The sequence below is a fragment of the Bradyrhizobium oligotrophicum genome, assembly GCF_051168495.1.
GTDB classification, from domain to species: Bacteria; Pseudomonadota; Alphaproteobacteria; order Rhizobiales; family Xanthobacteraceae; genus Bradyrhizobium; species Bradyrhizobium oligotrophicum_A.
This window is the reverse complement of sequence record NZ_JBNPVB010000022.1, coordinates 36,270-63,112: the sequence shown is the minus strand read 5'-3', so window position 1 is coordinate 63,112 and position 26,843 is coordinate 36,270. Positions and strand designations below refer to the sequence as shown.

23 protein-coding genes are annotated in these 26,843 nt (G+C 65.1%); 18 read left to right on the top strand and 5 right to left on the bottom strand.

Annotated elements, in window-relative coordinates; genetic code table 11:
- Positions 1-62: 62 nt before the first annotated feature.
- From ACQR1B_RS30820 to ACQR1B_RS30785, 8 genes are all read left to right on the top strand, one after another.
- Positions 63-422 (top strand): hypothetical protein, encoded by a 360-nt coding sequence (locus ACQR1B_RS30820; protein ID WP_434836514.1) that lies wholly within the window; start codon positions 63-65, stop codon positions 420-422.
- A 197-nt stretch (positions 423-619) separates the two neighbouring features.
- Complete coding sequence (locus ACQR1B_RS30815; protein ID WP_434836515.1) at positions 620-1,588, top strand: Bug family tripartite tricarboxylate transporter substrate binding protein; 969 nt, start codon at positions 620-622, stop codon at positions 1,586-1,588.
- The gene (locus ACQR1B_RS30810; protein ID WP_434836516.1) at positions 1,585-2,079 is read left to right on the top strand and encodes a tripartite tricarboxylate transporter TctB family protein; all 495 of its coding nucleotides are present in this window, start codon (positions 1,585-1,587) and stop codon (positions 2,077-2,079) included. Before ACQR1B_RS30815 ends, ACQR1B_RS30810 begins: the two co-directional genes overlap by 4 nt.
- Complete coding sequence (locus tag ACQR1B_RS30805; protein ID WP_434836517.1) at positions 2,079-3,578, top strand: tripartite tricarboxylate transporter permease; 1,500 nt, start codon at positions 2,079-2,081, stop codon at positions 3,576-3,578. Before ACQR1B_RS30810 ends, ACQR1B_RS30805 begins: the two co-directional genes overlap by 1 nt.
- Before the next feature lie 78 nt (positions 3,579-3,656).
- Positions 3,657-4,874, top strand: a complete 1,218-nt coding sequence (locus ACQR1B_RS30800; protein WP_434836518.1) for a hypothetical protein — start codon at positions 3,657-3,659, stop codon at positions 4,872-4,874.
- A gap of 366 nt (positions 4,875-5,240) precedes the next feature.
- Positions 5,241-5,678: an SgcJ/EcaC family oxidoreductase gene (locus tag ACQR1B_RS30795; RefSeq protein ID WP_434836519.1), complete on the top strand. Its 438-nt coding sequence runs from the start codon at positions 5,241-5,243 to the stop codon at positions 5,676-5,678.
- A 22-nt stretch (positions 5,679-5,700) separates the two neighbouring features.
- Positions 5,701-5,886 (top strand): hypothetical protein, encoded by a 186-nt coding sequence (locus tag ACQR1B_RS30790; protein WP_434836520.1) that lies wholly within the window; start codon positions 5,701-5,703, stop codon positions 5,884-5,886.
- A gap of 144 nt (positions 5,887-6,030) precedes the next feature.
- Positions 6,031-7,089, top strand: a complete 1,059-nt coding sequence (locus ACQR1B_RS30785) for an acyltransferase family protein (RefSeq protein ID WP_434836521.1) — start codon at positions 6,031-6,033, stop codon at positions 7,087-7,089.
- On the opposite strand, the gene ACQR1B_RS30780 is transcribed toward ACQR1B_RS30785, so the two are convergent.
- Positions 7,074-8,498: an O-antigen ligase family protein gene (locus ACQR1B_RS30780; protein WP_434836522.1), complete on the bottom strand. Its 1,425-nt coding sequence runs from the start codon at positions 8,496-8,498 to the stop codon at positions 7,074-7,076. The two genes, ACQR1B_RS30785 and ACQR1B_RS30780, sit on opposite strands and share 16 nt — an antisense overlap.
- A gap of 87 nt (positions 8,499-8,585) precedes the next feature.
- Here ACQR1B_RS30780 and ACQR1B_RS30775 point away from each other — a divergent pair, with 87 nt between their 5' ends.
- Positions 8,586-9,776 carry a sialate O-acetylesterase gene (locus ACQR1B_RS30775; RefSeq protein ID WP_434836523.1) on the top strand — a complete coding sequence of 397 codons (1,191 nt, stop codon included), beginning with the start codon at positions 8,586-8,588 and terminating at the stop codon, positions 9,774-9,776.
- 17 nt (positions 9,777-9,793) lie between these two features.
- Here the strand turns inward: ACQR1B_RS30775 and ACQR1B_RS30770 are convergent, their stop codons facing one another.
- A complete protein-coding gene (locus ACQR1B_RS30770) occupies positions 9,794-11,281 on the bottom strand; it encodes an MDR family MFS transporter (protein ID WP_434836524.1) in 1,488 nt (495 codons plus the stop codon).
- A 137-nt stretch (positions 11,282-11,418) separates the two neighbouring features.
- On the opposite strand from ACQR1B_RS30770, the gene ACQR1B_RS30765 reads away from it, so the two are divergent.
- The 9 genes from ACQR1B_RS30765 to ACQR1B_RS30725 all read left to right on the top strand — a co-directional run bounded on the left by ACQR1B_RS30765 (position 11,419) and on the right by ACQR1B_RS30725 (position 21,974).
- Positions 11,419-11,667: a hypothetical protein gene (locus ACQR1B_RS30765; RefSeq protein WP_434836525.1), complete on the top strand. Its 249-nt coding sequence runs from the start codon at positions 11,419-11,421 to the stop codon at positions 11,665-11,667.
- Positions 11,668-11,941: 274 nt separating this feature from the next.
- On the top strand, positions 11,942-13,429 hold the full coding sequence (guaB, locus tag ACQR1B_RS30760) for an IMP dehydrogenase (protein ID WP_434836526.1): 1,488 nt from the start codon (positions 11,942-11,944) through the stop codon (positions 13,427-13,429).
- A 233-nt stretch (positions 13,430-13,662) separates the two neighbouring features.
- Positions 13,663-14,685: an NADP-dependent oxidoreductase gene (locus tag ACQR1B_RS30755; protein WP_434836527.1), complete on the top strand. Its 1,023-nt coding sequence runs from the start codon at positions 13,663-13,665 to the stop codon at positions 14,683-14,685.
- Positions 14,686-14,827: 142 nt separating this feature from the next.
- Positions 14,828-15,169, top strand: a complete 342-nt coding sequence (locus tag ACQR1B_RS30750) for an MAPEG family protein (protein ID WP_434836528.1) — start codon at positions 14,828-14,830, stop codon at positions 15,167-15,169.
- Positions 15,170-15,182: 13 nt separating this feature from the next.
- Positions 15,183-16,481: an RsmB/NOP family class I SAM-dependent RNA methyltransferase gene (locus ACQR1B_RS30745; RefSeq protein ID WP_434836529.1), complete on the top strand. Its 1,299-nt coding sequence runs from the start codon at positions 15,183-15,185 to the stop codon at positions 16,479-16,481.
- Positions 16,482-16,772: 291 nt separating this feature from the next.
- Positions 16,773-18,380 (top strand): glutamine-hydrolyzing GMP synthase, encoded by a 1,608-nt coding sequence (gene guaA / locus ACQR1B_RS30740; protein WP_434836530.1) that lies wholly within the window; start codon positions 16,773-16,775, stop codon positions 18,378-18,380.
- Between the two features lie 10 nt (positions 18,381-18,390).
- A complete protein-coding gene (locus ACQR1B_RS30735) occupies positions 18,391-18,900 on the top strand; it encodes a hypothetical protein (RefSeq protein WP_434836531.1) in 510 nt (169 codons plus the stop codon).
- 291 nt (positions 18,901-19,191) lie between these two features.
- Positions 19,192-20,232 carry an SIR2 family protein gene (locus ACQR1B_RS30730; protein ID WP_434836532.1) on the top strand — a complete coding sequence of 347 codons (1,041 nt, stop codon included), beginning with the start codon at positions 19,192-19,194 and terminating at the stop codon, positions 20,230-20,232.
- Complete coding sequence (locus tag ACQR1B_RS30725; protein ID WP_434836533.1) at positions 20,229-21,974, top strand: ATP-binding protein; 1,746 nt, start codon at positions 20,229-20,231, stop codon at positions 21,972-21,974. Before ACQR1B_RS30730 ends, ACQR1B_RS30725 begins: the two co-directional genes overlap by 4 nt.
- Before the next feature lie 812 nt (positions 21,975-22,786).
- Here the strand turns inward: ACQR1B_RS30725 and ACQR1B_RS30720 are convergent.
- The 3 genes from ACQR1B_RS30720 to ACQR1B_RS30710 all read right to left on the bottom strand — a co-directional run bounded on the left by ACQR1B_RS30720 (position 22,787) and on the right by ACQR1B_RS30710 (position 26,811).
- Positions 22,787-24,928 carry a pyrroloquinoline quinone-dependent dehydrogenase gene (locus ACQR1B_RS30720; protein ID WP_434836534.1) on the bottom strand — a complete coding sequence of 714 codons (2,142 nt, stop codon included), beginning with the start codon at positions 24,926-24,928 and terminating at the stop codon, positions 22,787-22,789.
- Positions 24,925-25,287 (bottom strand): hypothetical protein, encoded by a 363-nt coding sequence (locus ACQR1B_RS30715; protein ID WP_434836535.1) that lies wholly within the window; start codon positions 25,285-25,287, stop codon positions 24,925-24,927. Before ACQR1B_RS30715 ends, ACQR1B_RS30720 begins: the two co-directional genes overlap by 4 nt.
- A 216-nt stretch (positions 25,288-25,503) precedes the next feature.
- Positions 25,504-26,811, bottom strand: coding sequence for a DUF2254 domain-containing protein (locus ACQR1B_RS30710; protein WP_434836536.1), 1,308 nt, complete (start codon positions 26,809-26,811; stop codon positions 25,504-25,506).
- Between the last annotated feature and the right edge of the window lie 32 nt (positions 26,812-26,843).

Sequence of the window (26,843 nt, the reverse complement as noted above, 5' to 3'; positions counted from 1 at the left end):
GCCGTTGCCGCGCCGCAATCGAGCTTAAAGATTCCAGCCGTCGCACCAAACGGGCTTCCGAGATGCCGCATCGTTTCATCGTGTCGATCGTGATGCTCCTGCTGCTGGTGCCGGCCATCGCCATTGCCGCGCCGGCGCACAAGCGCAAGGCGCATCGCTGGCAGGGCTATGGCTTCCTCCCGGGCTACAAGCAGCCGCCCAACAATAGCCTGCCGCTCTATGCCGACAAGGAGGCGATGCGAAACGGACCGCGCGGCAGCCGCCGCAACTGGTACATCGACGGCACGCCCAAATACATGCTCTACAACGGCGAGTGGCACTATTTCGGCCAGCCCGGCTTCTATCGCGGCCACTACAATGGCGGCAGCTTCGGCCCGTGCTGGACGCGGACGCCGGTCGGCATGGTCTGGACCTGCGGCTAGCCCGCTCGGCCCCGTTTCCGTCGCACGCGTTCTCGGCTTGACGCAGCAGATATGCCCGATGGCGGGCCTGTCGCGGCGCGATAGCGCGCGCGGCCATTCCTGTCTGGACACAGCCGCCGTTTCCCGCTGAAATGCCGCTTCTGAGAAGCAAGACAAGAAACGCGAGCCGCTCGTTCGGCCCACCCTGGAGGATCGCCTTGAATTCGTTGTGTACGCGCCTGTTCGGCGCCGCCGTTGCTCTGACGGTCCTGGCCAGTGCTCCGGCCGTTGCCCAGCAGCTCGAGCTCAAGGTGATGGCGCCGGCCGCGCCCGGCGGCGGCTGGGACCAGACCGCGCGCGCCATGCAGCAGGCCCTCGTCGCATCGGGCGTGGCGCGCAGCGTCCAGGTGACCAATGTCGCCGGTGCCGGCGGCTCGGTCGGCATTGCGCAGTTCGTCAACGGCGCCAAGGGCGACGGCAACCAGCTGATGGTCAACGGCTTCGTCATGGTCGGCGCGCTCGCCATGAACAAGTCGCCGGTGACCCTGGAGCAGGTGACGCCGATCGCGCGGCTGACCGAGGAGATCCAGGTCATCGTCGTGCCGGCCGCCTCGCCGATCAAGACCGCGCAGGATCTCGCGGCCGCGCTGAAAGCCGATATCGCGAAGGTCACCTTCGCCGGCGGCTCGGCCGGCGGCGTCGACCACGTGATGGCCGCGTTGTTCGCGGGCACCGTCGGGGCCGATGCCAAGAAGGTCAACTATATCCCGTTCTCGGGCGGCGGCGAGTCGCTGGCCGCGATCCTCGGCGGCAAGGTCACCGCCGGCATTTCCGGCCTGTCGGAGTATGACGGGCAGATCAAGTCCGGCAAGCTGCGCGCGATCGGCGTCTCCTCGGAGAACCGCGTTCCCGGCGTCGACATCCCGACCTTCAAGGAGCAGGGCATCGACCTCGTGCTCGCCAACTGGCGCTCGGTGGTCGCGGCGCCCGGCATCACGCCGGAGCAGAAGAAGACGCTGAGCGAGGCCGTCGAGAAGATGGTGAAGTCGGACGCGTGGAAGGACATCCTGAAGCAGAAGGGCTGGGATGACGCCTATCTCGCGGGCGACGCCTTCGCCGAGTTTCTCAAGAAGGAGAACATCCGCGTCACCGACGTGCTGAAGTCGGTCGGTCTCGTCAAGTCATGACGGCGGACAGCGCCGGCCCTGAGACACCCGCCTCGCGAGGCGTCGACAAGGCCGGCATCGTCATCGCAGGCTTGCTCGCCGCCGTCGCCCTGGTGCTGGTCTATGACGCCAACCAGATTCCGGCGACCACGATGTACGGCATGGGCCCGCAGGTCATGCCGGTGGTGATCGCGATCGGGCTCGGCATCCTCGCGGCTGCCAATCTGATCGATGCGATCAGGGGCCATCTGCCGCCGCGCGAGAGCTCCGATCCGGTCGCGGTGGTTTTGATCCTCGCGGGGCTTGCGCTGCTGATCGCCATCATCGGCTTCGGCGGCGGCTTCATCCTGGCGACCACGGCGCTGTTCGTGACGACGTCGGCCGCGTTCGGCCGCCGCGCCTTCGTCACCGACCTCGTCATCGGCGCGGTGCTGACGACGGCGATCTATCTCGCCTTCGACCGTCTCCTGACCCTGAGCCTTCCCGCAGGTCCCCTGGAAAGACTGCTCTGATGGACACCTTTGCCGCGCTCGCGCATGGGATGGCGATCGCCGTCCAGCCCATGAATTTACTCTATGCGCTGGTCGGCGTGTTCCTCGGCACCGCCGTCGGCGTGCTGCCGGGCATCGGGCCGGCGCTCACCGTCGCGCTGTTGCTGCCGGTCACTTACAAGCTCGATCCCGGCGGCTCGCTGATCATGTTCGCCGGCATTTACTACGGCGGCATGTATGGCGGCTCGACCACCGCGATCCTGATCAACACGCCCGGCGAGAGCGCCTCGATGGCGACCGCGCTCGAAGGCAACAAGATGGCCAAGGCCGGTCGCGGCGGCCCGGCACTGGCGACCTCGGCGATCGGCTCCTTCGTCGCCGGCACCATCGCCACCATCGGTCTCGCCTTCCTGTCGCCGTACCTCGTCGACATCGCCGTGCGCTTTGGGCCGGAGGATTATTTCGCGCTGATGTGCGTCGCCTTCGTCACGGTGTCCGCGACGTTCGGCGACTCGCCGATCCGCGGCCTGACCAGCCTGTTCATCGGCCTCACGCTCGGCCTCATCGGCATCGACAAGCTGACGGGGCAGGCGCGGCTTGCCTTCGGCGTGCCGGAGCTGCTCGACGGCGTCGAGGTGACAACGCTCGCGGTTGGCCTGTTCGCAGTCGGCGAAGCGCTCTACGTCGCCTCGCGCCGGCACCACAGCGAGGAGAAGATCGAGGCCATCAAGGGCTCGTTGTGGATGACGCGCGAGGACTGGAAGCGGTCGTGGAAACCGTGGCTGCGCGGCACCGCGTTCGGCTTTCCCATCGGCGCGCTGCCGGCGGGCGGCGCGGAGATCCCGACCTTTCTGTCCTATTCGGCCGAGCGGCGGCTGACCAAATATCCGGAGCAGTTCGGCAAGGGCGCGATCGAAGGCGTTGCCGGGCCCGAGGCCGCCAACAACGCGTCTGCCGCCGGCACCCTCGTGCCTCTCTTGACCTTGGGTCTGCCGACCTCGGCGACGGCCGCGATGATGCTCGCCGGTTTCCAGCAATACGGCCTCAATCCGGGGCCGCTGCTGTTCGCCGAACGACCCGATCTGGTCTGGGGCCTGATCGCGAGCCTGTTCATCGCCAACACGATGCTGCTGGTGCTCAATCTGCCGCTGGTCGGCCTGTGGGTGAAGCTTTTGGCGATTCCGACGCCCTGGCTCTATGCCGGCATTCTCGTGTTCGCGACCATGGGCACGATCGCGGCCAAACCGTCGGTCGTGGAGCTGTCGATGCTGGCCGGCTTCGGCGTGCTCGGGTTCCTGATGCGCCGCTTCGACTTTCCGATCGCGCCGGTCGTCGTCGGGCTGATCCTCGGGCCGATCGCCGAGAGTCAGTTGCGCCGCGCGCTCGCGATCAGCCTCGGCGATCCCATGATGCTCTTGCAATCGCCGATCTCTGCGACCCTCCTCGTCGTGGCGTTGATCGCGCTCGTTGCGCCGTTCGTGCTGAAGGGGCTCGGGCGCTTCAAGGCGAATGAAGATTAGGTATGGCGAGCAAGCGGAAACGGAGCCACTGTACGGCATGCTCTCGTCGGACGGGCAGCCGGGCGCGGTAACAGCCAGATGAGACTCTTGTCCATGATCCTGCTGTCGATCGCGCTGCTCGGCGGCGGCCGGCCTGCGGACGCCGAGGTTTCGTTCTGCCCGGGTCTGATGAAGGCGGTCGGACCGAAGCTTGCGGGCCGGGACGCGGCCTTCATCCGCAGCTACGAACCCGGCGCTGACGAAAGCGACCTGCCGCTCGGTTTGTCCACGACGGCGTTCGTCTACGACAACGCGCTCGCCGCGATCGCGCTGGTCGCATGTGACCGCGTCGATCAGGCGCGCACGATCGGCAATGCGCTGCTGCATGCCGCGTCCCACGATCGCACCTTCGACGACGGCCGGCTCCGCAATGCCTACCGCGCCGGTCCGGCCGGCCTCGGTGCGGCGCTGCTGCCGGGCTGGTGGAATGGCCGGAAGAACATCTGGGGCGAGGATGCCGCGCAGGACGGCACCTCGACCGGTAACGTTGCCTGGGGGGCGCTGGCGCTCCTGACGTTGCATCAGGCGACCGGCGATGCGAGCTATCTGTCTGGCGCAAGGCAGCTGATGGATTGGGTGATCGCCAACGCGACCAACGGAGCGGATGGCTTCAGCGGCGGCTTTCACGGCTATGATCCGCAGCAGGTCCGGCTGACCTGGATGTCGACCGAGCACAACGCCGACGTCCATGCGGTGGCCGACTGGCTGTTTCGCCTGACGAAGGACGGGCGCTATCAGGACGCGGCACGCAAGGCCCGCCGGCTGCTCGACCGCAGCTTCCGCGGCGATCATTTCCTGCTCGGCACCAAGCCGGACGGCAGCCTCGCCGACGACGATCTGCTCGCGCTCGACGTGCAATTGTGGCCATGGATGGCGGTGCCGGATGCGCTCGCCTGGCGCAAGGCGCTCGGTTTCGCGGAACGGGCACTCGCCGTCGACGGCGGCTTCGACTTCAACGGCGATCGCGATGGGGTCTGGGTCGAGGGCACGGCACAGGCCGCGCTGGCCTACCGCATGGTCGGCGATCCCGCCGCGAGCCAGCGGCTGCTCGCGGCGCTGCGCGACGACCGCACGCCATCGGGGCTGTTGAACGCGACGCGCATCGCCCGCATCACGACTGGTCTCTCGATCGATCCGAGCGGGGCCAGCAAGATCCCCGACTTCTTCTACTACAAGCGGCCGCATCTCGGCGCCACCGCCTGGGCTGTGCTCGCCGAGACCGGCTGGAATCCGTTCACCGGCGCGCGTGTGCCCTGACGTTTCCAGCGTGGCTGCGACCAGACCGATCCCGCCCGGCACGATCAGCTCGCCTGCAGGAGTTCTGGCGGCAACCAGCGTGGCCTTCTGCATGCCAGTCATTGAGACAATCAGTCGGTCTCGTTCCTGCGAATTTGATTGGATGTGTCAGGAGGCCTTCGTTGCCGCCATAAAGCCTTCATGCAATCGTCTGGCGAGAAGATCAGTCGATGGAACTGATGGATGAAGTGACTACTCAGAACTATGAGTTGTTTGTTAAAATGTCGCAGGGGCTTGTTGGCCGATAGCCGATTCTTACATGGTCCGCACCGTCCACAGGAGAACAGAGACGTGTCTACCGTTGTGAAATCTACAATGTCGGCGCTCATGATTGTGGTATCCGCGAGTGCGGTCCAGGCCAAGAGCATGGAATGTCCAACGACCTCGGAATCGCAGATCGAAGGCCTGTTCGCCAGCTTCAATGACTCTTGGGCGACCAAGGATCCGGCGAAGGTCACCGCGCTCTTCACCAAGAAGCCGGTGCTGCTCGCCACCGTGTCGAACCAGCCGCGCACGACGCCGGAGCAGGTCAACGATTACTTCGTGAAATTCCTCAAGGGCAGCCCGGTCGGCCGCATCGACACATCGACGGTCGAGCTCGACTGCAACACGGCGACGCGTCTCGGCACCTGGACGGTGACGTTGACCGACCCGGCGACAGGGACGAAGTCCGACGTGAAGGCGCGCTACTCCTTCATCTATCGCTATGAGGATGGCGCCTGGAAGATCGACCATCTCCACTCCTCGTTGATGCCGGAGAAGTAACCGCGCACGAGACGATCGCGGTGTGGTGCCGGCATTCCGCTTCGCGATGAATACCGCAGGAATGCAAAGCCATTGGAACGCCATGCCGGTCGACGGCATGGCGCGCCGGTGGGGGCGCGAGCAGGGCCATGTCGTGGACACCGTGTCGCGCGAGATCGTGCTGCCGGTCTCGAATTTTTCAAGCCACCGGACGCAGAGGGTTAATTAAGACTAACATCAAAATACCCGGTGCCCCGGCCGGATGTGACGGCACTGCAAAGCCCCGTGCGATATGACTTGGCGGAACGCCGCGCGGGCGTCGCAGGGATCATGGACCGGACGCGACTGCGCGACAGGGCAGGGCATGTCGGGCATGGATGCTGGAACGCAGAGGGCGTCGGCCGAAACCACGCGCATGGTGTGGATCGACTATGCGCGCGGTCTCGGCGTGATCCTGGTGGTGGTCGGTCACGTGCTGGGCGGCCTGGTGCGCCCGGGAATCTTCCCGGATGAGGCGCTTGCGCGCTGGATGGACTACACGCTCTACACGTTCCACATGCCGCTGTTCTTTTTCCTGGCCGGCTTGAACGTGCAGCACAGTCTGCGTCACGGCGCGCGACCGTTCCTGGAAGCAAAGCTCTGGACCATCGCCTATCCCTATTTGCTGTGGTCGTTGCTGCAGGGCGGGACGACGATGCTGTTGGCGCGGGATGCCAACATTCCGATCCAGCCGAGCGATCTCGCCGCGATCTGGTATCGTCCGATCGCGCAATTCTGGTTTCTCTACGCGCTGATGATCTGCCACCTGATTGCGGTGCTCGTTCCCTCGCGGACGGTGCTGATCTCACTTGCAGTGGCCGGCTTCGCGGTGTTTCTGATGCTTCCGGTCCGGCCGGATCTCGCACTGACCTTGCATCATCTGCCGTTCTATGTCGCAGGCCTGTACGGCGCCCGCCTCGTCGCGGAATGGCGCCCGCAGGGCTGGTCCTTGCTGATGGCGATCGTTGCAGCGTTTGCGGCCGCGGTGGTTCTCGGCGGTCAGCTGTCCGGCATGGACGCCAACGGGCTCGCCTCTCTGCCCGCCTGCGTGCTCGGGATCGCCGGCATGGTGGTGCTGTGCCGGCTGCTCGACCCCGCGCATCACCGCTGGCTTGCCGCCGTCGGCATTGCCTCCATGACGATCTATGTGCTGCACATCCTCGCCGGCTCGGGCATGCGTATCATCATGCTCAAGGCGCACATCCCATCGTGGCCCTGGGTCTATCTGCTGGCCGGGACCGCGGCCGGCGTCGTGTGTCCCCTCATCGCGCATGCCGCTTTGCGGCGGCTGCACCTGCTCACGGTCTTTGGACTTGCAGCCCCCGCCAGGCGCAAGCCGCAACCTCAGGCGATTGCGCCGCGTGTCGCCACCTCCGATCAGGCGCCGGTGTGATGCCGTTGCGGACCAGCGGCGTGCTGCGTCTGGCTGGCGGTCTGCTCGATCGGACAGGCCATCGCGACCAGCATCCAGAACAGCGCGGAGACCTCGCCCGAGGAGATGCTGGTCAGCGGCAGCTGGATAAACAGCGCGCTGATGGCGAGTGCACCGAGAACGACGCCCTCACGCGTCGGCATCCGCCAGGCGGCGCCGGTGGCGGTGAGACCGACCCAGACATAGGCCGCGAGGCAGATCAGTCCGACCGGAATGCCCATCGTCACCCAGCTGGCAATGATCTGCCCGTCGATCGGCATCGTCCCGGCGACGCCGACGTCGGTGATGGTGAAGCCCGATCCCAGCACCATGCTGTTCGGTGCATTCCAGAGCGTCACGAACTCCTCGAGCCGCTCGCTGCCGCTGCTGTCCTGCGACACGCTGCCGAGCGACTCCAGACGGGAGGTGATGACCTCCGCGAATGGCGTGAACAGGACGGTGACGACCACCGCGGCGAGCAGTCCGAGCGTGAGCGACGCCGAGCGCTTTCGCGTCGCGGGGAAGGCCAGGCAGAACAGGACGCCCACGGCGAGCGTGATCCAGCTGGTGCGATAGAGCGACAGCAACAGGCCGAGCGCCGCCGGTGCCATCGCGACCATCGAAAGCCATCCCGGCCGCAGGAAGCCGACCAGCAGCAGGCCCGTCGCCGTGAAGGTCGCGTAGCTGGCGGGCCCATTCATGGTGCTGAACACGCGCACCATGTAGGGCAGCGGATACCCGGCCGAGGTGATGCTGGCATTCACCATCCAGAACCGGTCCCAGTCCTGCGGATCGACATATTGCCAGATGCCGTAGAGGCCGGTGAGCGGCAGCACCAGCATGAACACGCGCGTGATCGCATCGATCAGGACGCCGTCGGATCGTGCCTGCTGCTGCAGGGCGATCGCATAGAGCACCGGCGCCGCCCATTTCATGCCGCCATTGGCGGCGTTGAACCAGTCGTTCTGGAACATCGACAGCGCGCCGCCATAGACGATGCAGGCCAGGATGATGAGCGGCGGCACCAGCCACGGATTGCCTGGCGCGGCCTTGTCCGCAGGCGACAGGATCAGGCTCGGGAGAGGCGCGAGAATGAACAGCAGGGGACCGCTCAGCATGATGCCCGAGGGGTCGAAGCCTGCGGAGACGTCGACCAGGCGACGCACGAACGGGGCGAAGGCGAACATCACGATCGCCGACTGCATGTGAGCCGCGGCGCTGCGGCGCCACGCAAACCACCCGGCGACGGCGCAGCCGAGGACGAAGGCCGGTCTGACCAGTCCGCCCAGCGCCGGGACGGCCAGGGCCGTTGCCACCAGCAGAAGCGTTGTTGGCCAACAGTCCATCGCCAGGGCGGCGAGCGGCCGCGCGTCGATTCGGCTCTCCTTCATGGTGGCGGACTATAATGGAAAAGCCGGCGCGCGATGCACCCCGCGAAGACGGGCGTCCGGTGATGGCCAGGAAGAAGTGATCGAAGCATGACACGACGTATATCGATCGCCGCATGTGTCGGAGCCTGGCTGGCGTTGCTCGGCGTCACGGCTGGCGCCGCGGAGGTGCTGCCGGCGCGCGATGTCTGCCTGCCGACTACCTCGGCCAAGTCACGTGACGGCAATTGTGTTTCCTGCATGGTCGGGGCGATCTCGACACGACCGCACTTTCTGGCGCTGGTGGAGCAGGTGCGTACGCGCGGCGCCGTCTTCGACGACATCGATCGCCGGATCGACGGCGCAAGTGGCGACCTCGCGGTGCAGGGCCTGCTGAAGGGACGCAATCTGGCGCATGCGCTGTACGGCTCGGACGCGGATTTCATCGCGGGCGGAAGCGTTTCGCGCTGCCTCCTGCCGGACAATGAGCAGGCGCGCGCCAAGGCCACGCCGGTTCCCTGTGACGCCATTCCGCGCGACGGGCTTGTGGTGCTGCTGACCGCGGGGCAGTCGAACATCGCCAACACCGGCGCTCCCGATCGGAGTGGGACGCTCTATCAGCCGCATCGCCGGTTCTACAATTTCGACCGCTTCGACGGCCGTTGCTACGTTGCGCGCAATCCCTTGCTGGGAACGACGGGGGACGGCGAGAACGTCGCCACGCGGCTTGCGGACGAACTGATCGATCGCGGGCTTGCGAAGACGGTCGTGATCGCACCCGTCGCCATCGGCGGCACCTATCTGGAGGAGTGGCGCGCCCGCGGCGGCAAATATTTCGAGGTGCTGCTCGCGACCCTTGCCGGCCTGCGCGACGTCGGGCTCGAGCCGAGCGCCGTGCTCTGGCATCAGGGCGAGCACAACGCCTTCGCGTTCTCGACCCATGGCGCGGAGGACGGCACGCGCCTGCAAGTCACCGCTCAGATGATGGAAGCGGGCCGGCTGTCGTACTTGCGGAACTATCTCGAGATCGTCGCCGGGCTGCGCGCGGCCGACGTGACCGCACCGATCTTCGTGGCGACGGCGACGCTCTGCGGCAGCATTGCCGACGAGATCATCCGCTCGGCGCAGGCCGCCGTGCCGAACCCCGCGCTCGGTGTCCATCCGGGTCCGGACACCGACCAGATCGGGCTCAAGCTGCGCCACGACGGCTGCCACATGAGCCATGCCGGCACGGAGATGCACGCGCGGATGTGGGCCGATCGCCTCGCCGACTACTGGACGTCCGGCGCGCGGCGGCCTTGAGCCGCAGGCGGGAGGAATCAGCCGAGCCGCTGATCCCGCGCGTCCTGCGTGGTCTCGCTCGCCGACTTGGTCGCGGCCTTCTCCGCGGTCTTCTCGGCGCCCTTGCGGCTCGCGATCGCGTCGACCTTGCGGCCCGAGATCTCGCTGCCGGCATCATCCGGCATCTGCCAGAAGAAGATCGACGACAGCGCCGAGGTGATGGCGACGACGATGAACGCCGGTGCGAACGAGGTGGCGGTGATCTGGCTTGCCCCGTGCGCCCACATCGTGGTCTCCACCGAGAACGCGCCGACCGCGACACCCGCCGAGATCGCGAGCTGCTGGTTGACGCTGGTGAGCGTGGTCGCTCGGCTCATTTGCGCGGTCTCGACCTCGGCATAGGCCACCGTGTTGATGGCGGTGAACTGCAGCGAGCGGAAGAAGCCGCCGACGACGAGAATGATCAGGATCAAGAGCAGCGGCGTCGCCGGCGTGAACAGCGCGCAGGCGGCGAGGAAGACCGAGCTGACGACCGCGTTGACCGTCATCAGATAGCGGAAGCCGAAGGTGCGGATGATGCGCGCGGCCAGCGCCTTCATGCCCATGGCGCCGGCCGAGGAGCCGAAGGTGACGAGACCGGACTGGAACGGCGACAGCCCGAAGCCGATCTGCATCAAGAGCGGCAGCAGGAACGGCAGCGCGCCGATGCCGAGCCGGAACATGAAGCCGCCGATGATCGAGGCGCGCAGCGTCGGCAGCCGCAGCAGCGAGAAGTCGAGCACCGGCGAATTGGTCCGCCAGGAATGGCGGACATACAGCGTCATCGAGATCGCGCCGATCGCCACCAGGCTGCCGACCACCGACCATGGCAGCAGATTGAGGCCGGCGACCGACAGCCCGAAGGCGATGCCGGCGAGGCCGATGCCGGCGAGCACCATGCCGTAGAGATCGAATGGCTCGGGATTGTCGCTCTTGATCGGATCGATGAAGCGCAGCGCCATGACGATCCCGACGATGCCGATCGGGATGTTGATCAGGAAGATCCAGTGCCAGGAGAAATAGGTGGTGATGAAGCCGCCGACCGGCGGCCCGATGACGGGACCAATCAGCGCGGGGATCGTGACCCAGGCCATCGCGCCGACCAGCGCGCTCTTGTCGACCGAGCGCAGCAGCACGAGCCGGCCGACCGGCGTCATCATCGCGCCGCCCATACCCTGCAGGATGCGCGCGAACACAAAGTTCTCGACCGAGTTGGCGAGCGCGCAGCCGATCGAGCCGATCATGAACACCGCAACCGCGCTGGCGAAAACGCGCCGCGCGCCGAAGCGGTCGGCGGTCCAGCCGCTCGCCGGGATGAATACCGCCAGCGACAGCAGGTATGAGGTGATGGCGAGCTTCAGGGTCAGCGGGCTGGTGCCGATGTCGGCCGCGATCGCCGGCAGCGAGGTCGCGATGACCGTGGAATCCATGTTCTCCATGAACAGGGCGGTGGCGACGATCAGCGGAATGATTCGTTGCTTGTTCATCAGCGGGGGGATTCGGGAGCGAGGGGCAGGGCGGGCCGCGCGGCTTTAACACCCTGCGACCAACGAGGCCATTGCGTGGGCAGCATGGCCCCCTAAATCCAGCGTGACGCTGTCGCGTCCGCAAGGGAGATGTGCCGATGATCTACCTGCTTGCTGCGTTGGTGCCGCCGCTGGGCCTGCTGTTCAACGGCCAGCCGTTTGCCGCGATCTTCAATCTGGTGCTGTGCGTGGTCTGCCTGGTCCTCGGCCTGGTGTTCCACATCCTGCTGCTGGTGCCCTCGGCCCACGCCCTGATCGCCGTGCACATGCGGCGCGAGGACCGGCGGCACCGCGAGGTGGTGGATGCGATCCGGCGGTATGGACCGCCGCCAGGTGCCTGGCGCTAGGCGGAGGCCCGGCGCGGAATTTTGGCATCTGAATCGCCGTCAGCGCGATCTTTTGTTGCGCGCGCGGCGTCAAAGATGGGCTCTCGCCGGCCGTCCTTCGCAATCGCGGGATGAGCTTGCGAGGGCCCTTTGATTCGTCACAGGCCCATGCTATCGACCCGCGTCAACCCCCTCCGATGGGCTCCGATTCGACGGCGAGGCATGGTCTCGACGGCGGCGCCGCTCATCCGTAGCACCATCGCGGCGCTATCCGCCGCAGAACAAGGAGTTGACGATGGCCACCGTGCAGACACTTCGCGAAGCCTTCACCTTCGACGACGTGCTCTTGAAGCCGGGCCTGTCCGATGTGCTTCCCTCCGAGGTCGACATCCGCTCGCGCGTGACGCGCGAGATCCCGCTGAACATTCCGATCATGGCGTCCGCCATGGATACCGTCACCGAAGCGCGCATGGCGATCGCGATGGCGCAGGCCGGCGGTGTCGGGGTCATCCACCGCAATTTCGATCCCGAGGGCCAGGCCGCCCAGGTGCGCCAGGTCAAGAAGTTCGAATCCGGCATGGTGGTCAATCCGCTGACCATCTCCCCTGATGCGACGCTTGCCGACGCCCTGGCGCTGATGAAGGATTACGGCTTCTCCGGCATTCCCGTGGTGACCGGCAGCGGTAAGGGCATCCCCGGCAAGCTGGTCGGCATCCTGACCAACCGCGACGTCCGTTTCGCCACCGATCCGCGGCAGAAGATCTCCGAGCTGATGACGCATGAGAACCTCGTCACCGTGCGCGAGGGCGTCGGCCAGGACGAGGCCAAGAAGATCCTGCACAAGCACCGCATCGAGAAGCTGCTCGTCGTCGACGATCAGTATCGCTGCGTCGGCCTGATCACGGTCAAGGACATGGAGAAGGCGGTCGCGCATCCGCTCGCTTGCAAGGACGGCCAGGGCCGGCTGCGCGTAGCGGCGGCGACCACCGTGGGCGAGGGCGGCTTCGAGCGCACCGAGAAGCTGATCGAGGCCGGCGTCGATCTCATCGTAGTCGACACCGCGCATGGCCATTCCGCGCGCGTGCTCGAGGCGGTCAACCGCATCAAGCGGATCTCCAACGCCGTGCAGGTGATCGCCGGCAACATCGCCACCCGCGACGGCGCGCAGGCGCTGATCGATGCCGGCGCCGACGCCGTCAAGGTCGGCATCGGCCCGGGCTCGATCTGCACCACGCGCATCGTCGCCGGCGTCGGCGTGCCGCAGCTCACCGCGATCATGGATGCGGTCGAGGCGGCCAAGAAGGCCGACGTGCCCGTGATCGCCGATGGCGGCATCAAGTTCTCCGGCGATCTCGCCAAGGCGCTCGCCGCCGGCGCCGACGTGGCCATGGTCGGCTCGCTGCTCGCGGGCACCGACGAGACCCCCGGCGAAGTGTTCCTGTGGCAGGGCCGCTCCTACAAGGCCTATCGCGGCATGGGCTCGGTCGGCGCGATGGCGCGCGGCTCGGCCGACCGCTACTTCCAGCAGGACATCAAGGACACGCTCAAGCTCGTGCCGGAGGGCATCGAGGGCCAGGTGCCGTACAAGGGCCCGGTCGGCAACGTCATGCACCAGCTCGCCGGCGGCCTGCGCGCCGCCATGGGCTATGTCGGCGCCAAGGATCTGGCCGACTTCCACGGCAAGGCCGAGTTCGTCCGCATCACCGGCGCCGGCCTGCGCGAAAGCCACGTCCACGACGTGACGATCACGCGCGAAAGCCCGAACTATCCGGGCGGGGCGTAATTGAGCTCGCGGCCGTCCTTCGAGACGCGCGCCCAACTGGGCGCGCTCCTCAGGACGAGGACTTTTTCTGCGGAGACGCTCTCAACCCTCTCCATGAACACGCTGCTCATGGTCAATGTGCAGCACCGGTCTCGGTGCCAAAACCTCATGGTGAGGAGCGCCGCTCTTGCGGCGCGTCTCGAACCATGAGGCCCAAATCTGCCGATCACAACCAACGAAGAAGAGGAAACATCATGTCCCAAGCCAAGCGCATCGTTCTCGCCGCCCGGCCCGTCGGCGAGCCCAAGCCCAGCGATTTCCGCCTCGAGGACTACGCCATCCCGACGCCCGGCGCCGGCGAGGTGCTGCTGCGCACGATCTGGCTGTCGCTCGATCCCTATATGCGCGGCCGCATGAGCGACGGGCCGTCCTATGCCCAGCCGGTGCCGGTCGGCGGCGTCATGGAGGCCGGCACCGTGTGCGAGGTGGTGGCCTCCAACAATCCGGGCTTCAAAGCCGGCGACATCGTGCTGGCGCGCGCCGGCTGGCAGACGCACGCGATCTCCGACGGCAAGGGTCTCGCCAAGGTCGACCCCAAGCTGGCGCCGATCTCGACCGCCGTCGGCGTGCTCGGCATGCCCGGCATGACCGCCTACACCGGCCTGCTCGACATCGGCCAACCGAAGGAAGGCGAGACCGTGGTGGTCGCCGCCGCCTCCGGCGCGGTCGGCTCGGCGGTCGGCCAGATCGCCAGGATCAAGGGCGCCCGCGCCATCGGCATCGCCGGCGGCAAGGACAAATGCGACTACGTCCGTTCCGAGTTTGGCTTCGACGACTGCCTCGACCATCGCGACCCCGACCTCGCGGCGAAGCTGAAAGAGGCGTGTCCCAAGGGCATCGACGTCTATTTCGAGAATGTCGGCGGCCCGGTGTTCGAGGCGGTGTTCCCGCTGTTCAACGCCTTCGCCCGCATGCCCGTCTGCGGCCTGATCGCGCATTACAACGACACCCAGTCGGCGGCGCCGAAATGGGCCGGCGCGCTGATGCGCAACGTGCTGACCAAGCGGCTCCTGATCCGCGGCTTCATCGTCTCCGACTTCGCCAGCCGCCATGGCGACTTCCTGCGCGACATGTCCGGCTGGGTCCGCGATGGCAAGGTCAAGTACAAGGAGTTCGTCACCGAGGGCCTGGAGAACGCGCCCACGGCGTTCATGGGCTTGTTGAAGGGCGCCAATTTCGGCAAGCAGCTGGTGCGGGTCGGGCCGGACAAGGTGTGATGCCACACCTCAAGTGAAAATTCAGCACGACCGCAAAAATACGGGAACCACAGACGGTTGTCGGGAGTCCTGAGGGAACCGGTTCAATCACGAGGGCCCGGCGTCGCGCCGGGCCTTTGATTTTCTCGAGGGGGATCTTTCGATGTCGCTGACCATGGTGCTGCTGCCTGTCTTCGCGCAGATCGGGCTCACTTTCGCGCTGCTGTTTTGGAACAACGCCCGGGCGCAAGCCTCTGATGCCGCTGACGAGTTCGGCCTGCCGACCTTGTTCTACGCGCTGATTGCGATAGCGCTGCCGCTGCGCCATGCCGATCTGGTCATCGTGCTGCTGTCCTGGGTGTTCGTGGTCGCCCGTTTCGCCAATGCCGGCCTCGTCAGCGGCGCCAAGGACAGCCGGCAGCGCGGGCTGGCCTGGCTCGCCTCGGCGCTGGTGCTGCTGGCGATGTGGCTGTATTTCGCCCTCAAGATTCTGCTTCTGCTCTAGCTCTGGATTTGCAATGACCCCTGCCGCCCGGCTGTCCGCCGCCATCGACATCATCGAGTCCATCGAGGCCCAGCGGGCGCCGGCGGCCAAGGCGCTGAAGGACTGGGGCACCAGCCACCGCTTCGCCGGTTCCGGCGACCGCGCCGCCATCGCCGGCCTGGTCTGGGACGTGCTGCGCCGCCGCGCCTCCAGCGCCTATGTGATGGAGGATGATACCGCGCGTGCGCGGGTGCTCGGCATGCTCAAGCTCGAACGCGGCCTGGATGTCGCGACCATCGCCGCGATGTGCGACGGCAGCCGTTTCGCGCCGCCGCCGCTGACCGCGAGAGAGGAGGGCGCGCTGGCCTCGCGCACCACCGACGGCGCGCCGCCGCCGGTCGCCGGCGACTATCCCGACTGGCTCGACCCGTATCTCGCCGCCGTGTTCGGCGACGTCCGCGTGGCTGAGGCCATGGCGATGGCCAGCCGCGCGCCGCTCGACCTGCGCGTCAACACGCTGAAGGCCAAGCGCGAGAAGGTGGAGGCTTCGCTCAAGCATCTCGGCGCGACGCCGACGCCATGGTCGCCGCTCGGCCTGCGCATCGCGCTGGGCGCCGACGCGCGCAATCCCGGCATCCATGCCGAGGAGGATTTCATCAAGGGCGGCATCGAGGTCCAGGACGAGGGCTCGCAGCTCGCAGCACTCTTCACCGCGGCCAAGCCCGGCGAGCAGGTCATCGACCTCTGCGCCGGCGCCGGCGGCAAGACCCTGGCGCTGGCCGCGATGATGGCCGGCAAGGGCCGCCTGATTGCCACCGACGCCGACAAGCGCCAGCTCGCGCCCATCCACGAGCGCCTCTCGCGCGCCGGCGTCCACAATGCCGATGTGCGGACCCCGAAGGGCGACGCCGATCCGCTCGCCGACATCAAGGCCTCCGCCGACCTCGTCGTCATCGACGCCCCCTGCACGGGCACCGGCACCTGGCGCCGCAACCCCGACGCCAAATGGCGCATGCGGCCCGGCGCGCTCGAGATCCGTCTCAAGGACCAGGCCGAAGTGCTTGATCGGGCAGCCGCCCTGGTCAAGCCCGGCGGCCGCATCGCCTACATCACCTGCTCGGTGCTCCAGCCGGAGAACGGTGACCAGGTCCGGGCGTTCGTGGCGCGCCATCCGGAGTTCACCATCCAGCCCCCGGATCAGACCGCGACCGTCCTCTGGGACAAGGCCGAAGCCTTCGCCGAGGCTGCCCTGCAGACCCCGGAAGGCTGGCTTATGACCCCCCGCCGGACGGGGACGGACGGGTTCTTCGTGTCGGTGCTGAAAAAGGCCTAGCTGCCGCAAACACCCTCCGCTGTCGTCCCGGGCAAGCCCTGCGCGCGCAGCGCGTGGGGCGCCGACCCGGGACCCATACTCCGCGGCCGTTATGAGGCGCGAGATGGAGCGGCCAGCGTGCCCGAGCGCCGCATCCTGTGGTTATGGGTCCCGGCTCGGCGCGGCCCGGCGCAATGCTGCGCATTGCCCCAGCCCGCTTGGCCGGGACGACAGCGGTGGGCGCGGCACGCGCCGGTGAATCGCCCGCTTGCAAGGGTTGCGAGACTCCGGCTCTCGGCGTAATTCCTTGCCATGACAGCCCCAGCCAACAACACCCCGACCGCCGCCGCCGCCGACACCTCTGTGGCCGCGCTCCACGACAAGATCCTGATCGTCGATTTCGGCAGCCAGGTCACGCAGCTGATCGCGCGCCGGGTGCGCGAGGACGGCGTGTATTGCGAGATCGTGCCGTTCCAGAAGGCGGAGGCCGCCTTCCGGCAGATGAACCCGAAGGCCGTGATCCTCTCCGGCGGCCCCGAATCCGTCCACGAAGAGGGCTCGCCGCGCGCCCCGCAGCTGATCTTCGAGTCCGGCGTCCCGGTGATGGGCATCTGCTACGGCCAGATGACGATGGCCGCCCAGCTCGGCGGCACCGTCGAAGGCGGCCACCACCGCGAGTTCGGCCGCGCCGACGTCGAGGTGAAGACCTCGAGCCTGCTGTTCGACGGCGTCTGGCAGCCGGGCGAGCAGCACCAGGTGTGGATGAGCCATGGCGACCGCATCACCCAGATGCCGCCGGGCTTCTCGGTCGCCGGCGTCTCGCCCAACGCGCCCTTCGCCGTGATCCAGGACGAGACGCGCAAATATTACGGCCTGATGTTCCACCCCGAAGTGGTGCACACGCCGGACGGCGCCAAGCTGATCCGCAACTTCGTCCGCAACATCGCCGGCCTCGGCGGCGACTGGACCATGCACGCCTTCCGCGAGGAGGAGATCAAGAAGATCCGCGCGCAGGTCGGCAAGGGCAAGGTGATCTGCGGCCTCTCCGGCGGCGTCGATTCCGCCGTCGCGGCGGTGCTGATCCACGAGGCGATCGGCGACCAGCTCACCTGCGTGTTCGTCGATCACGGCCTGCTGCGCCTGAACGAGGCCGAGACCGTCGTCGACCTGTTCCGGCACCACTACAACATCCCGCTGGTGCATGTGGACGCCTCACAACTCTTCCTCGGCGAGCTCGCAGGGGTCACCGACCCCGAGCAGAAGCGCAAGACCATTGGCAAGCTCTTCATCGACGTGTTCGAGGCCGAGGCCAAGAAGATCGGCGGCGCCGATTTCCTGGCGCAGGGCACGCTCTATCCCGACGTGATCGAGAGCGTCTCCTTCACCGGCGGCCCCTCGGTGACGATCAAGTCGCACCACAATGTCGGCGGCCTGCCTGAGCGCATGAACATGAAGCTGGTCGAACCCTTACGCGAATTGTTCAAGGACGAGGTCCGCGTGCTCGGCCGCGAGCTCGGCCTGCCCGACGTGTTCGTCGGCCGCCACCCGTTCCCGGGCCCTGGGCTGGCCATCCGCTGCCCCGGCGAGATCACGGTCGACAAGCTCGACATCCTGCGCAAGGCCGACGCCATCTACATCGACGAGATCCGCAAGGCCGGCCTCTACGACACCATCTGGCAGGCTTTTGCCGTGCTGCTCCCCGTCAAGACCGTCGGCGTCATGGGCGACGGCCGCACCTATGACTACGTCGTAGGCCTGCGCGCAGTCACCTCCACCGACGGCATGACCGCCGACTTCTATCCCTTCGACATGAAGTTCCTGGGCAACACGGCCACGCGCATTATCAACGAGGTGAAGGGCGTGAACAGGGTAGTGTACGACGTGACCAGCAAGCCGCCCGGGACGATTGAGTGGGAGTAGGTGGGCCGTCATGAGCGGGATATCGCGACGCCATCTGTTGACCATCCTCAGCGGCGCCGTCGTCCCGGCCCCGGCCTTCGCTGGCCAGGCGTTCGCCCCGGCCGAGCATTTCTTCTCGGTCGAGTTTCCGACGCCACCGGAGGAAAAGTCGAGCGGCCTGCTGGGACTTTCCTCGACGACGTTCTTGGCCAAGGACGGAAACAAGGCCTTCGCCGTTTTCCATGCGTCCTGGCCGATCCAAGGCAAGCCGGCCCTGATGATGCAGTCCATGCTCGACGGACTGGTGGAGCGCATCTCGGGCGAATTCCTCTCGATCGACAAGACCGAGTTCAAATCGGCGAGCGGCGCCATGCTCCCCGCCAAGCGCTTCACCTTCGGTAGTGACAAGGTGTGGGGAGGCGGCCTGACGACGGTCTCCGGGCCACACACCTTCCTCGTGCAGGTCATGAAGCGCAAACCGCTGGAGGGCTGGGATGCGGCCGACCGGAAGTTCATGGCCTCGTTCAAGGTGCTGATCTGAGGGCCCCGCCTGTTATCTGCTAGGACGAGATGCGCTGCTCCTCGTCAGCACAGTCGGCGCCTGGGCGACGCCCGCACTTTCGATTACGTCGTCGCCTGCGCGTCGTCACCTCGACGGATTCTATGCCTTCGAGATGACGTACCTCGGCACCTCTTCAACGAGGCGAACGCTGGGACGGACTATCACCGCAGGTTTTGCTCACAATTTGTCCGACATCTACCTTGAATTGCATTCGAGAAGATTTAGGTTCCAGCGACCCTACTGGTCCATATTGCCCAAGTTGAGACTTACTTGCAGCTGGACGATTTAAAGCTCTTGCTTCAGCGTCATTTCACCGATGGTCTCGTCACCGTCGTGGGATCGGGCCTGTCGTGCGCGGAAGGACTCCCAGGGATGGGAGCGCTAGCCGCTCATTTGCAGTCAACCATCGAGGCCGTAATTTCCGACGATGATAAGGAGCTTTGGGCCCAATTGTCGCCGATGATTGCGCAATTGGGTCTCGAAGCTGCGCTCCTGGCCAAGCCGCCCAGTGCTACTCTTGAGGCGGCAATCGTGTCTAAGACGGCAGAGTTGATCGCTCAGCGAGAGCGGGAAATTGTGACCGAGGTATTCCAGAAAAAACGAACCCTCCGATTTACGCGACTCTTAGCCCATCTCCTAAAGCCAACAGCTGGCATTCCGGTCGTGACGACAAACTATGATCGCTTAATTGAAGTAGCTTCCGAAGAAGCGGGTCTGGGAGTTGATACGCTTTTTGTTGGACAATTCGCCGGGCACTTGAACGAAAAAGAAAGCCGTCTCAGTTTTTGTCGTGACGTTACCCTAACTAAGGGCCGAGTCCATTATCGGTTTAGAGAGCGAGTGAACGTTTTCAAGCCGCACGGAAGTTTGGATTGGTATTATCGAGAGGGTAAGCCAGTCAGCTATGCTGGGGAGTTGCCCCTTCCGAGGCTTATTATTACGCCTGGATTGAACAAATTTAGGAACGGGTACGAAAGCCCGTTCGATCGCCATCGGGAACGTGCAAATAGTGCAATCGACAAAGCAAGCCGCTTCTTGATTATCGGATACGGTTTCAACGATGATCATCTTGAAACCCACCTTACCCCGAGAATCAGAAGCGGTATTCCAACTCTGCTCTTGACGCACTCGCTCTCGGAAAACGCGTTAAAGCTTGCGCGAGAAAATGCCAACGTAATCGCTGTCCAGCATGCAGTCGCCGCTGATGGCAAGGAAGGCTCGCTACTGTTCGTCAATAAGATGGAAGAGTTCGTGCCAGACTTGGCGTTGTGGGACTTAGGTGTGTTAATATCGAAGGTGCTTGAGCCATGACTGATGCTGCTCTTCAGTTCTCTGATGACGAAAAGCTTGGCCGAGTTGCTTCGGTGGATACGAGTCGGGTCGCGCTGACAGTAACCAATTCCGTTCTTCTTACTCGAATAGGTATTGGCCAGCTAATTGCGATTCGTGGCTCGACTGAGCGCGAGTACCTTATTGCCATCACTGAGCGTGTAACTCGGAGCATACAGAATGAGCTTCCTGATTTAAGTGCCGACGACGATAGCGCATTGCTGGTATCGGTTCCGACTGATTTGGTGCATGCGATACTCATAGGGACGTTCCGGACGGTGGAAGGGGCAAAATCCAACACTTTCAAGAGAGGTGCTGACAGCTTTCCGCAGATTGATCGAGAGGCCTACGTCGTCTCTGGTAGTAACCTCCAGAGGTTTATGGGTATATTGGGGGCGGGCTTTACTCCGGATGAGCGCCTCAAGCTCGGCTCGTTCGTTGCAGATCGGTCGGCTGATGCGATCGCTAGCGGCGACAAGTTTTTTCAGCGTCACGCTGCAATATTGGGGAGCACCGGCTCCGGAAAGAGTTGGGCAGTGGCCCTTATCCTAGAGCGTGCCGCAAAGCTTAAGTATCCAAATATCATCGTGTTCGATATGCACGGCGAATATGCCCCTTTGGCTGACGAGGCCAATGGTGGATTTGCGCAGCGGTTTCGCATAGCCGGTCCTGGCGATCTTGATAATCCAGATAGTAATGTTCTCTTTCTTCCGTATTGGCTATTAAACCGCGATGAAATGCTATCGATGATACTTGATCGAAGTGACCAAAACGCTCCAAATCAAGCATCGCGATTCACATTGCATGTGCGAAATTTGAAAGGAGCAACGCTCGATCTCGAGAAGCGCGAAGCCGTAAAGAAGACGTTCACCGTGGACTCCCCGATTCCTTACGATGTGCGAGAGTTGGTGAAGCGTCTTGATAGCGACAACACGACAAAAGGTGTCGGATCAAAGGGGGCGCCTGTAAAGGGTGAGTGGGAAGATAAGCTAACAAGATTCTTATCTCGGCTTGAAGCGAAGCTCGATGATCGACGATACGGGTTTATGTTTTCTCCGCCCAGATCGTCGATGTCTTATGATTGGCTTGCAGGGCAGGTGCTGAGGCTATTAGGCTCAGATGGCGGTTCCGGAATTAAAGTCATAGACTTTTCGGAAGTTCCGGCAGATGTGCTTCCCGTCGTCACGGGCACTCTTTCTCGTCTGCTTTATGATGTGCAGTTTTGGATGAGTCCGAAAAGCCGGACGCCAATAACGCTGCTGTGTGACGAAGCCCATCTGTATCTTCCGGTTCGAGATGATGCGGATGCTGTTCAGCGCCAAGCGCTCGGCTCTTTTGAAAGAATTGCAAAGGAAGGTAGAAAGTATGGATTTTCGCTGCTGGTCGTCAGTCAGCGGCCTTCTGACGTTAGTCGAACCATCTTGAGTCAATGTAATAATTTTTTGGCGTTACGGCTGACCAACGAGACGGATCAGGGTGTAATAAAGCGGCTTATGCCCGACTCGTTAGCTGGTCTGACGAGCATTTTGCCGCTGCTGGATACTGGGGAGGCGCTGTTGTTGGGAGATGCGGTGCTTCTGCCTACGCGCATCAAGCTCGATATCCCCAAGATAAGGCCAGATAGCGCTACACGCGATTTTTGGACGGAATGGGGTAATGTTCAGCCCGAGGACGCTGCGATTAAGGCCGCCGTCGAACGCTTGCGGAGCCAGGCCCGAAGTTAGGCGTCGTGGTTACGATGGCAGTGTGCGAAACTCGTTGGCTCTAATCGGTGCGAATGACCACGTTGGCCCGACGCAGCGACGGCGAAAGCCACGCACGGGCATTCCGTCTCGTTAGACTAACCATCTGCCCGACGGGCAATCCTTGCATGCCCAGCATGCGCCAACTGCCCGTCGTGCCAGTTTGTCGCGGACTCATCACTTGCGCCGTCGGGCAAATCAGCTGCACATTTCCGCGCATCCCGGCTCGCTGAAGAGGGACGTTTCGCGATCGTCACGAGCGTCGAGCAGGGGAAGCGGCGGGCGCGTTGCTCTGCAGCCTGGTGTCGCAGCCGGGCCGACGAACGGAGTGAGGCGACGGCGAAGTGGTGTGGTCCTGGCATCCCGGTGCTGATGCCAAGCCGGTGGTGATGATGATCCGCTGGCGACGGGGGCAAAAAGCCGGTCCCCGGGGAGAGCGCCTATAAACCGTCAAACCGTTGCGCGGGGAAGGCCGGATATTGGGCTGTACCTGTGGTTCTGCCGCGTGCTTTCTGCTGCACGCGGACCGCGGGTGTCAGCCGATACCCGGTCTTCCCTGCGCCTCTTCTTCCGACGAAGAGGTCGATTGATCGCAAAGCTCGGGCGCATGCAGCCGCGAGGCGGCTCAGCCATGCCTGCTGTTTGAGACGTGGAGAGATGTGGCGGTGCGCTGCCCAGGGATCCCGCGATTGGCGCCGTCTCGTCCCGTCCATCGCTGGCGCGGAGGCGCGATGACGATGGACGCGGGCGAACGCCAGCCGTGCGGCGATGATCCCGGGCGCGACTGCGGCCAGCTACGACTTCGGCAGCGCATAGACCGCGACCTGATCGCCGACCTGGTCCTTGAGGATCGTGTTGCCGCCGGCGATGAAGGCGACGTATTCGCGGCCCTTGTATTCGTAGACGGCGGGATTGGCGACCGCGGGGGCCTGGACGATGTCGGACCACAGCTCCTTGCCGTCGGCCAGCGCATAGGCCCGGACCTTGGCATCCATCGAGGCGCCGATGAAGATCACGCCGCCGGCCGTGACCGCGGGGCCGCCGATCGTCACCGAGCCCATCGACTCCGGCATGTAGAAGCCCCATTTCTGGGACGCGCCGATCGGGCGGCGCCACTTGATGTCGCCGGTAGACATGTCGATGGCGGCGATCTCGCCGAACGGCGGGGCCCAGCAGGGCATGCCGAGCCAGTTCAACGCATTGTCGAGCGACATGCCGTAGGGCGCGCCCTCCTGCGGATAGAAGCCCTGCTCGTTGCCGGAGCCGCCGGCGAGCTGCTCATATTCCTTCCTTGGGTAGAGCTTGATCGACTGCACCACGTGCGAGAAGTTGACGATCGCGGTCTTGCCGCGGGGATCGAACGCCACGCCGCCCCATTGCACGCCGCCGGCCGAGTCGGGATAGGCGAGCACGCCATTGTTGTTGTGCGTCGGCGGCGAGTACATGCCGGCGTAGTCGAGGCTCTTCCAGAGCCGCGAGCATTGGCCGAGCCCGAGAGCGTCGGCGACCCACCAGATGGGGGGCTTCTTGGACTGGTCGAGCAGCGGCGCCGGCCTGGTCGGGAAGGGCTGCGTCGGCGCGTAGACTTCGCCCTGGATCGAACCGTCGCCGCCGGGCACCTTGCGCTCCTCGATCGGCCAGACGTCCTTGCCGGTGCGGCGATCGACGACGAACAGGAAGCCCATCTTGGTGGCCTGCATCAAGGCCGGGATCTGCTGGCCGTTGACGGTGATGTCCATCAGGGTCGGCGCGGAGTTGATGTCGTAGTCCCAGATGTCATGGTGCACCCATTGCCGCGACCAGACGACCTCGCCGGTCTCGAGGTTGAGCGCCGTGGTCGAGGTGGCGAGCGGAATCTTCTCGGTGCGGTTGCCGCCCCAGTAGTTGGGCGAGGGGCTGGACACCGGGAGATAGACCAGGCCGAGGCCCTCGTCGACCGACATGCCGGTCCAGACATTGGCGGTGCCGGTGCGCGGCGCGATCTCAGGCGGCAGCGCGGCGAACGACCATTGCCGCTGGCCGGTCTGCGGATCGACGGAGAACACGGTGCCGGGAGGGGCTTCGGCATAGGCCCAGTCCTTGCCGGCCCAGCCCATGATCACGTGATTGCCGGCCACCGTCGGCGGCTGCAGCAGCGACAGCGGATATTTGTTGTTGACGTCGTTCCACTGATCGACGTTGAGGACGCCCTTGTTCGCGAAACCTTGGCAGAGCTTGCCGGTGTCGGCGTCCATCGCGAACAGCTGCGCGTCCATGGTGCCGAGATAGACGATCTTCTGGCAAGGCTGGCCGGCGACGGGATTTGGCGACTGCCAATAGGCGACGCCGCGGTTCTTCAGCGCCGGCTGCGTCAGCGCCTTCAGCGTCGACTTGGAATCGAAGGTCCATTTGACCTTGCCGGTGCCGGGGTCGAGCGCAATCACGCGATAGAACGGCGTGCCGATGTAGAGCGTGTCGTTGGCGAAAATGGGCGTGGCGGACCAGACGCTGGTCGGCCGGTCGCCCGAACCGTCCGACATGTCGCCGGTGTGATACTCCCACACCTTCACCAGCGACTTGACGTTGTCGGCCGTGATCTGGGTCAGCGGAGAATATTTCTGCGCGTTGAGCTGGCCGTGGAATGTATTCCAGGTGGCCTGCGCCGGGACGAGCGGGACCTGTTTCGGCGGGGGCAGAGTGCCGGAAGGCTGCTGCGCGGCGGCGTCGGTGGTCGACGACGGACTGCTGGCCGGGGCAGACGACGGGGCGACCACATTGCCGCGCGGCGGCTCGGCGCCTGGGCCCGACGGCCCATGCTGTTCCTGGCCGGGGATGCCCCCCGAGGTCGCGCCCGGCTTGTTCGTGTCGTTCTGGGCGATGGAAGCTGGAAGTGCGACCAGTAGCGCCAGGCCAAGCGCCGCAGCCGGGGCGGACCGGAGGAGTGTGCGTATTGTCATGCGGCGGCCCTCCGGGGATGGGAGGGACCGGCAAGTGTCACGATCAATCCGGCGAAGACGAAGACGATCGCGGCCGCCAGCCACCACGCGTGCAGAAACCAGGCGGCGACGATCGTACCGAGCGCGCCGAGCAGTCCGAGCGCCCAGAACACCCCGAACAGCCATCCGCGCCCGCCGAACCAGAGGATGAAGGCGTCGAGGACGAGGGCCAGGCTGGAGCCGATGACGAGCAGCACGCCCGGCGCACCGGTGATTCCCGTCAGAGGGGTGAAGTAGTAGTCGAGCCCGAGCAGCACGCCCGCGGCGGCTGCAACGAGGACAATGATCGGACCGAGCGGTTGGCTGTGAGATGAGGTCAAGTCGACGCTTCCAAGCTTTCTGGCCTGCCTGTGCGGCAGCGGCGATTTTAACGAGCAGGGAAGGAATGTTCTTTCGACGTGCTGGTTCCCTTGGCCGCCGCCCGTTGGGCTCGCGTTTGCTCAAACATTGTCCGCGACCGCACGCATTCTGTCGGGCGCACCACGCAAACAACGTCGATCGCAGATGATCACGGCGCAGAGCTGGCCCAGAATGTATCAACTCCGGAAGCGGCCCAGCGGGCCATCTTCGCAGACCGCAGTGAAGACGCGATGATGGCTGCGAACGGCGTCGAGATCGCTGGGATTGCGGATGCATCGCTCGGCGTCCGCGAGAACGAGATCGGCGTGCTTGCGGACACACGCGATCCGATGCGGGTCGCGCTCGCAGCTCGCGACCTGGATCATCACCTCGATCATGCGGATCATCACCGGAGATGCATCCGCCGCGTTTTGCCGGATCATGTCGAACATGGCGGCGACCAGTTCAGCGTAACGGAGATGAGGAACGACCAGCGCGGGTTTTCCATCCTTGATCCAGACGCCCGTCTGCAATCGCAGCGGCTGCATCTCGCACAGGGCCGCGCCGAGCCGGTCGAGGACGGTGATCGCCGTATGCGGATCGTTGATCCCCGGCGACAGCGCACGGACCGCGACCTCGACGAGTTGCCGAACCGCGAAGCGGAGATCGGCCGAGGTGACCTGCTGCGGGCCGAGCGCTGTCGCATCGCGGATCGCTTCCTCGAGTCCATCGCGCGTCCTGGTCGCCATCGCGATCGGCGCGCCGGGAAAAACGTAATCGCCCGGCCGCACGAGGAGATGGATAGCGGTGTCGTGCTCGCACGCCCACGTCGCCAGTCCGCTCTCGTCCAACTGGACCAGATAGCCCTGACGCGCGTCGACGATCGGAACGGCATGCTGCCAGAAACGCGCAGGCGGAGGCGCAGGTTGGCTGTCCTCGCGGGTCAGCGAGTGGATCATGGCCTGCACGTCGTCGCTGACCAGGCCGATGACGGTGTCGACATTGATCCGTCCGGACATGTGACCGACGAAATAGACGAGCGTGGCGACGGAGAGAAAGGCGAGCACGATGCCGATCGTGGTCGCGAGGTGCGGCACGAACGCGCCTTCCGCCGGAGTGCGCACGCTCCGCAGCACGATGAGCGCGTAGCAGAAGGTGGCGAGGAAGACGCCGAGCGTGATCTGGTTGCCGCGATCGCGCGTGAAGTTGCGCAGCAGCCGCGGCCCCATCTGCCCGGCTGCGAGCGACAGCGCCGCGATCATGATCGAGAACACCGTGCCGGCGACGCCGATCGTCGAGGACGCGATGGCGCCGAGAAGGGTGCGGGCGCCGGTCGCGCCGCCATTGTAGAGCCACTCGTTGCGCAGCCAGTCAGGAACGATGGTGCCGCGGTCGATCTCGATCACCAGAAACGCGATGCCGATACCAAGCAGGACGATCAGGGCCGGCACCAGCCAGAACGTCTCTGCGAGATCGTCGAGCATCTTGCGGAAACGTGCGGTCATGGATCCTCGATGCGCGTGTCAGAGGCCCTCGC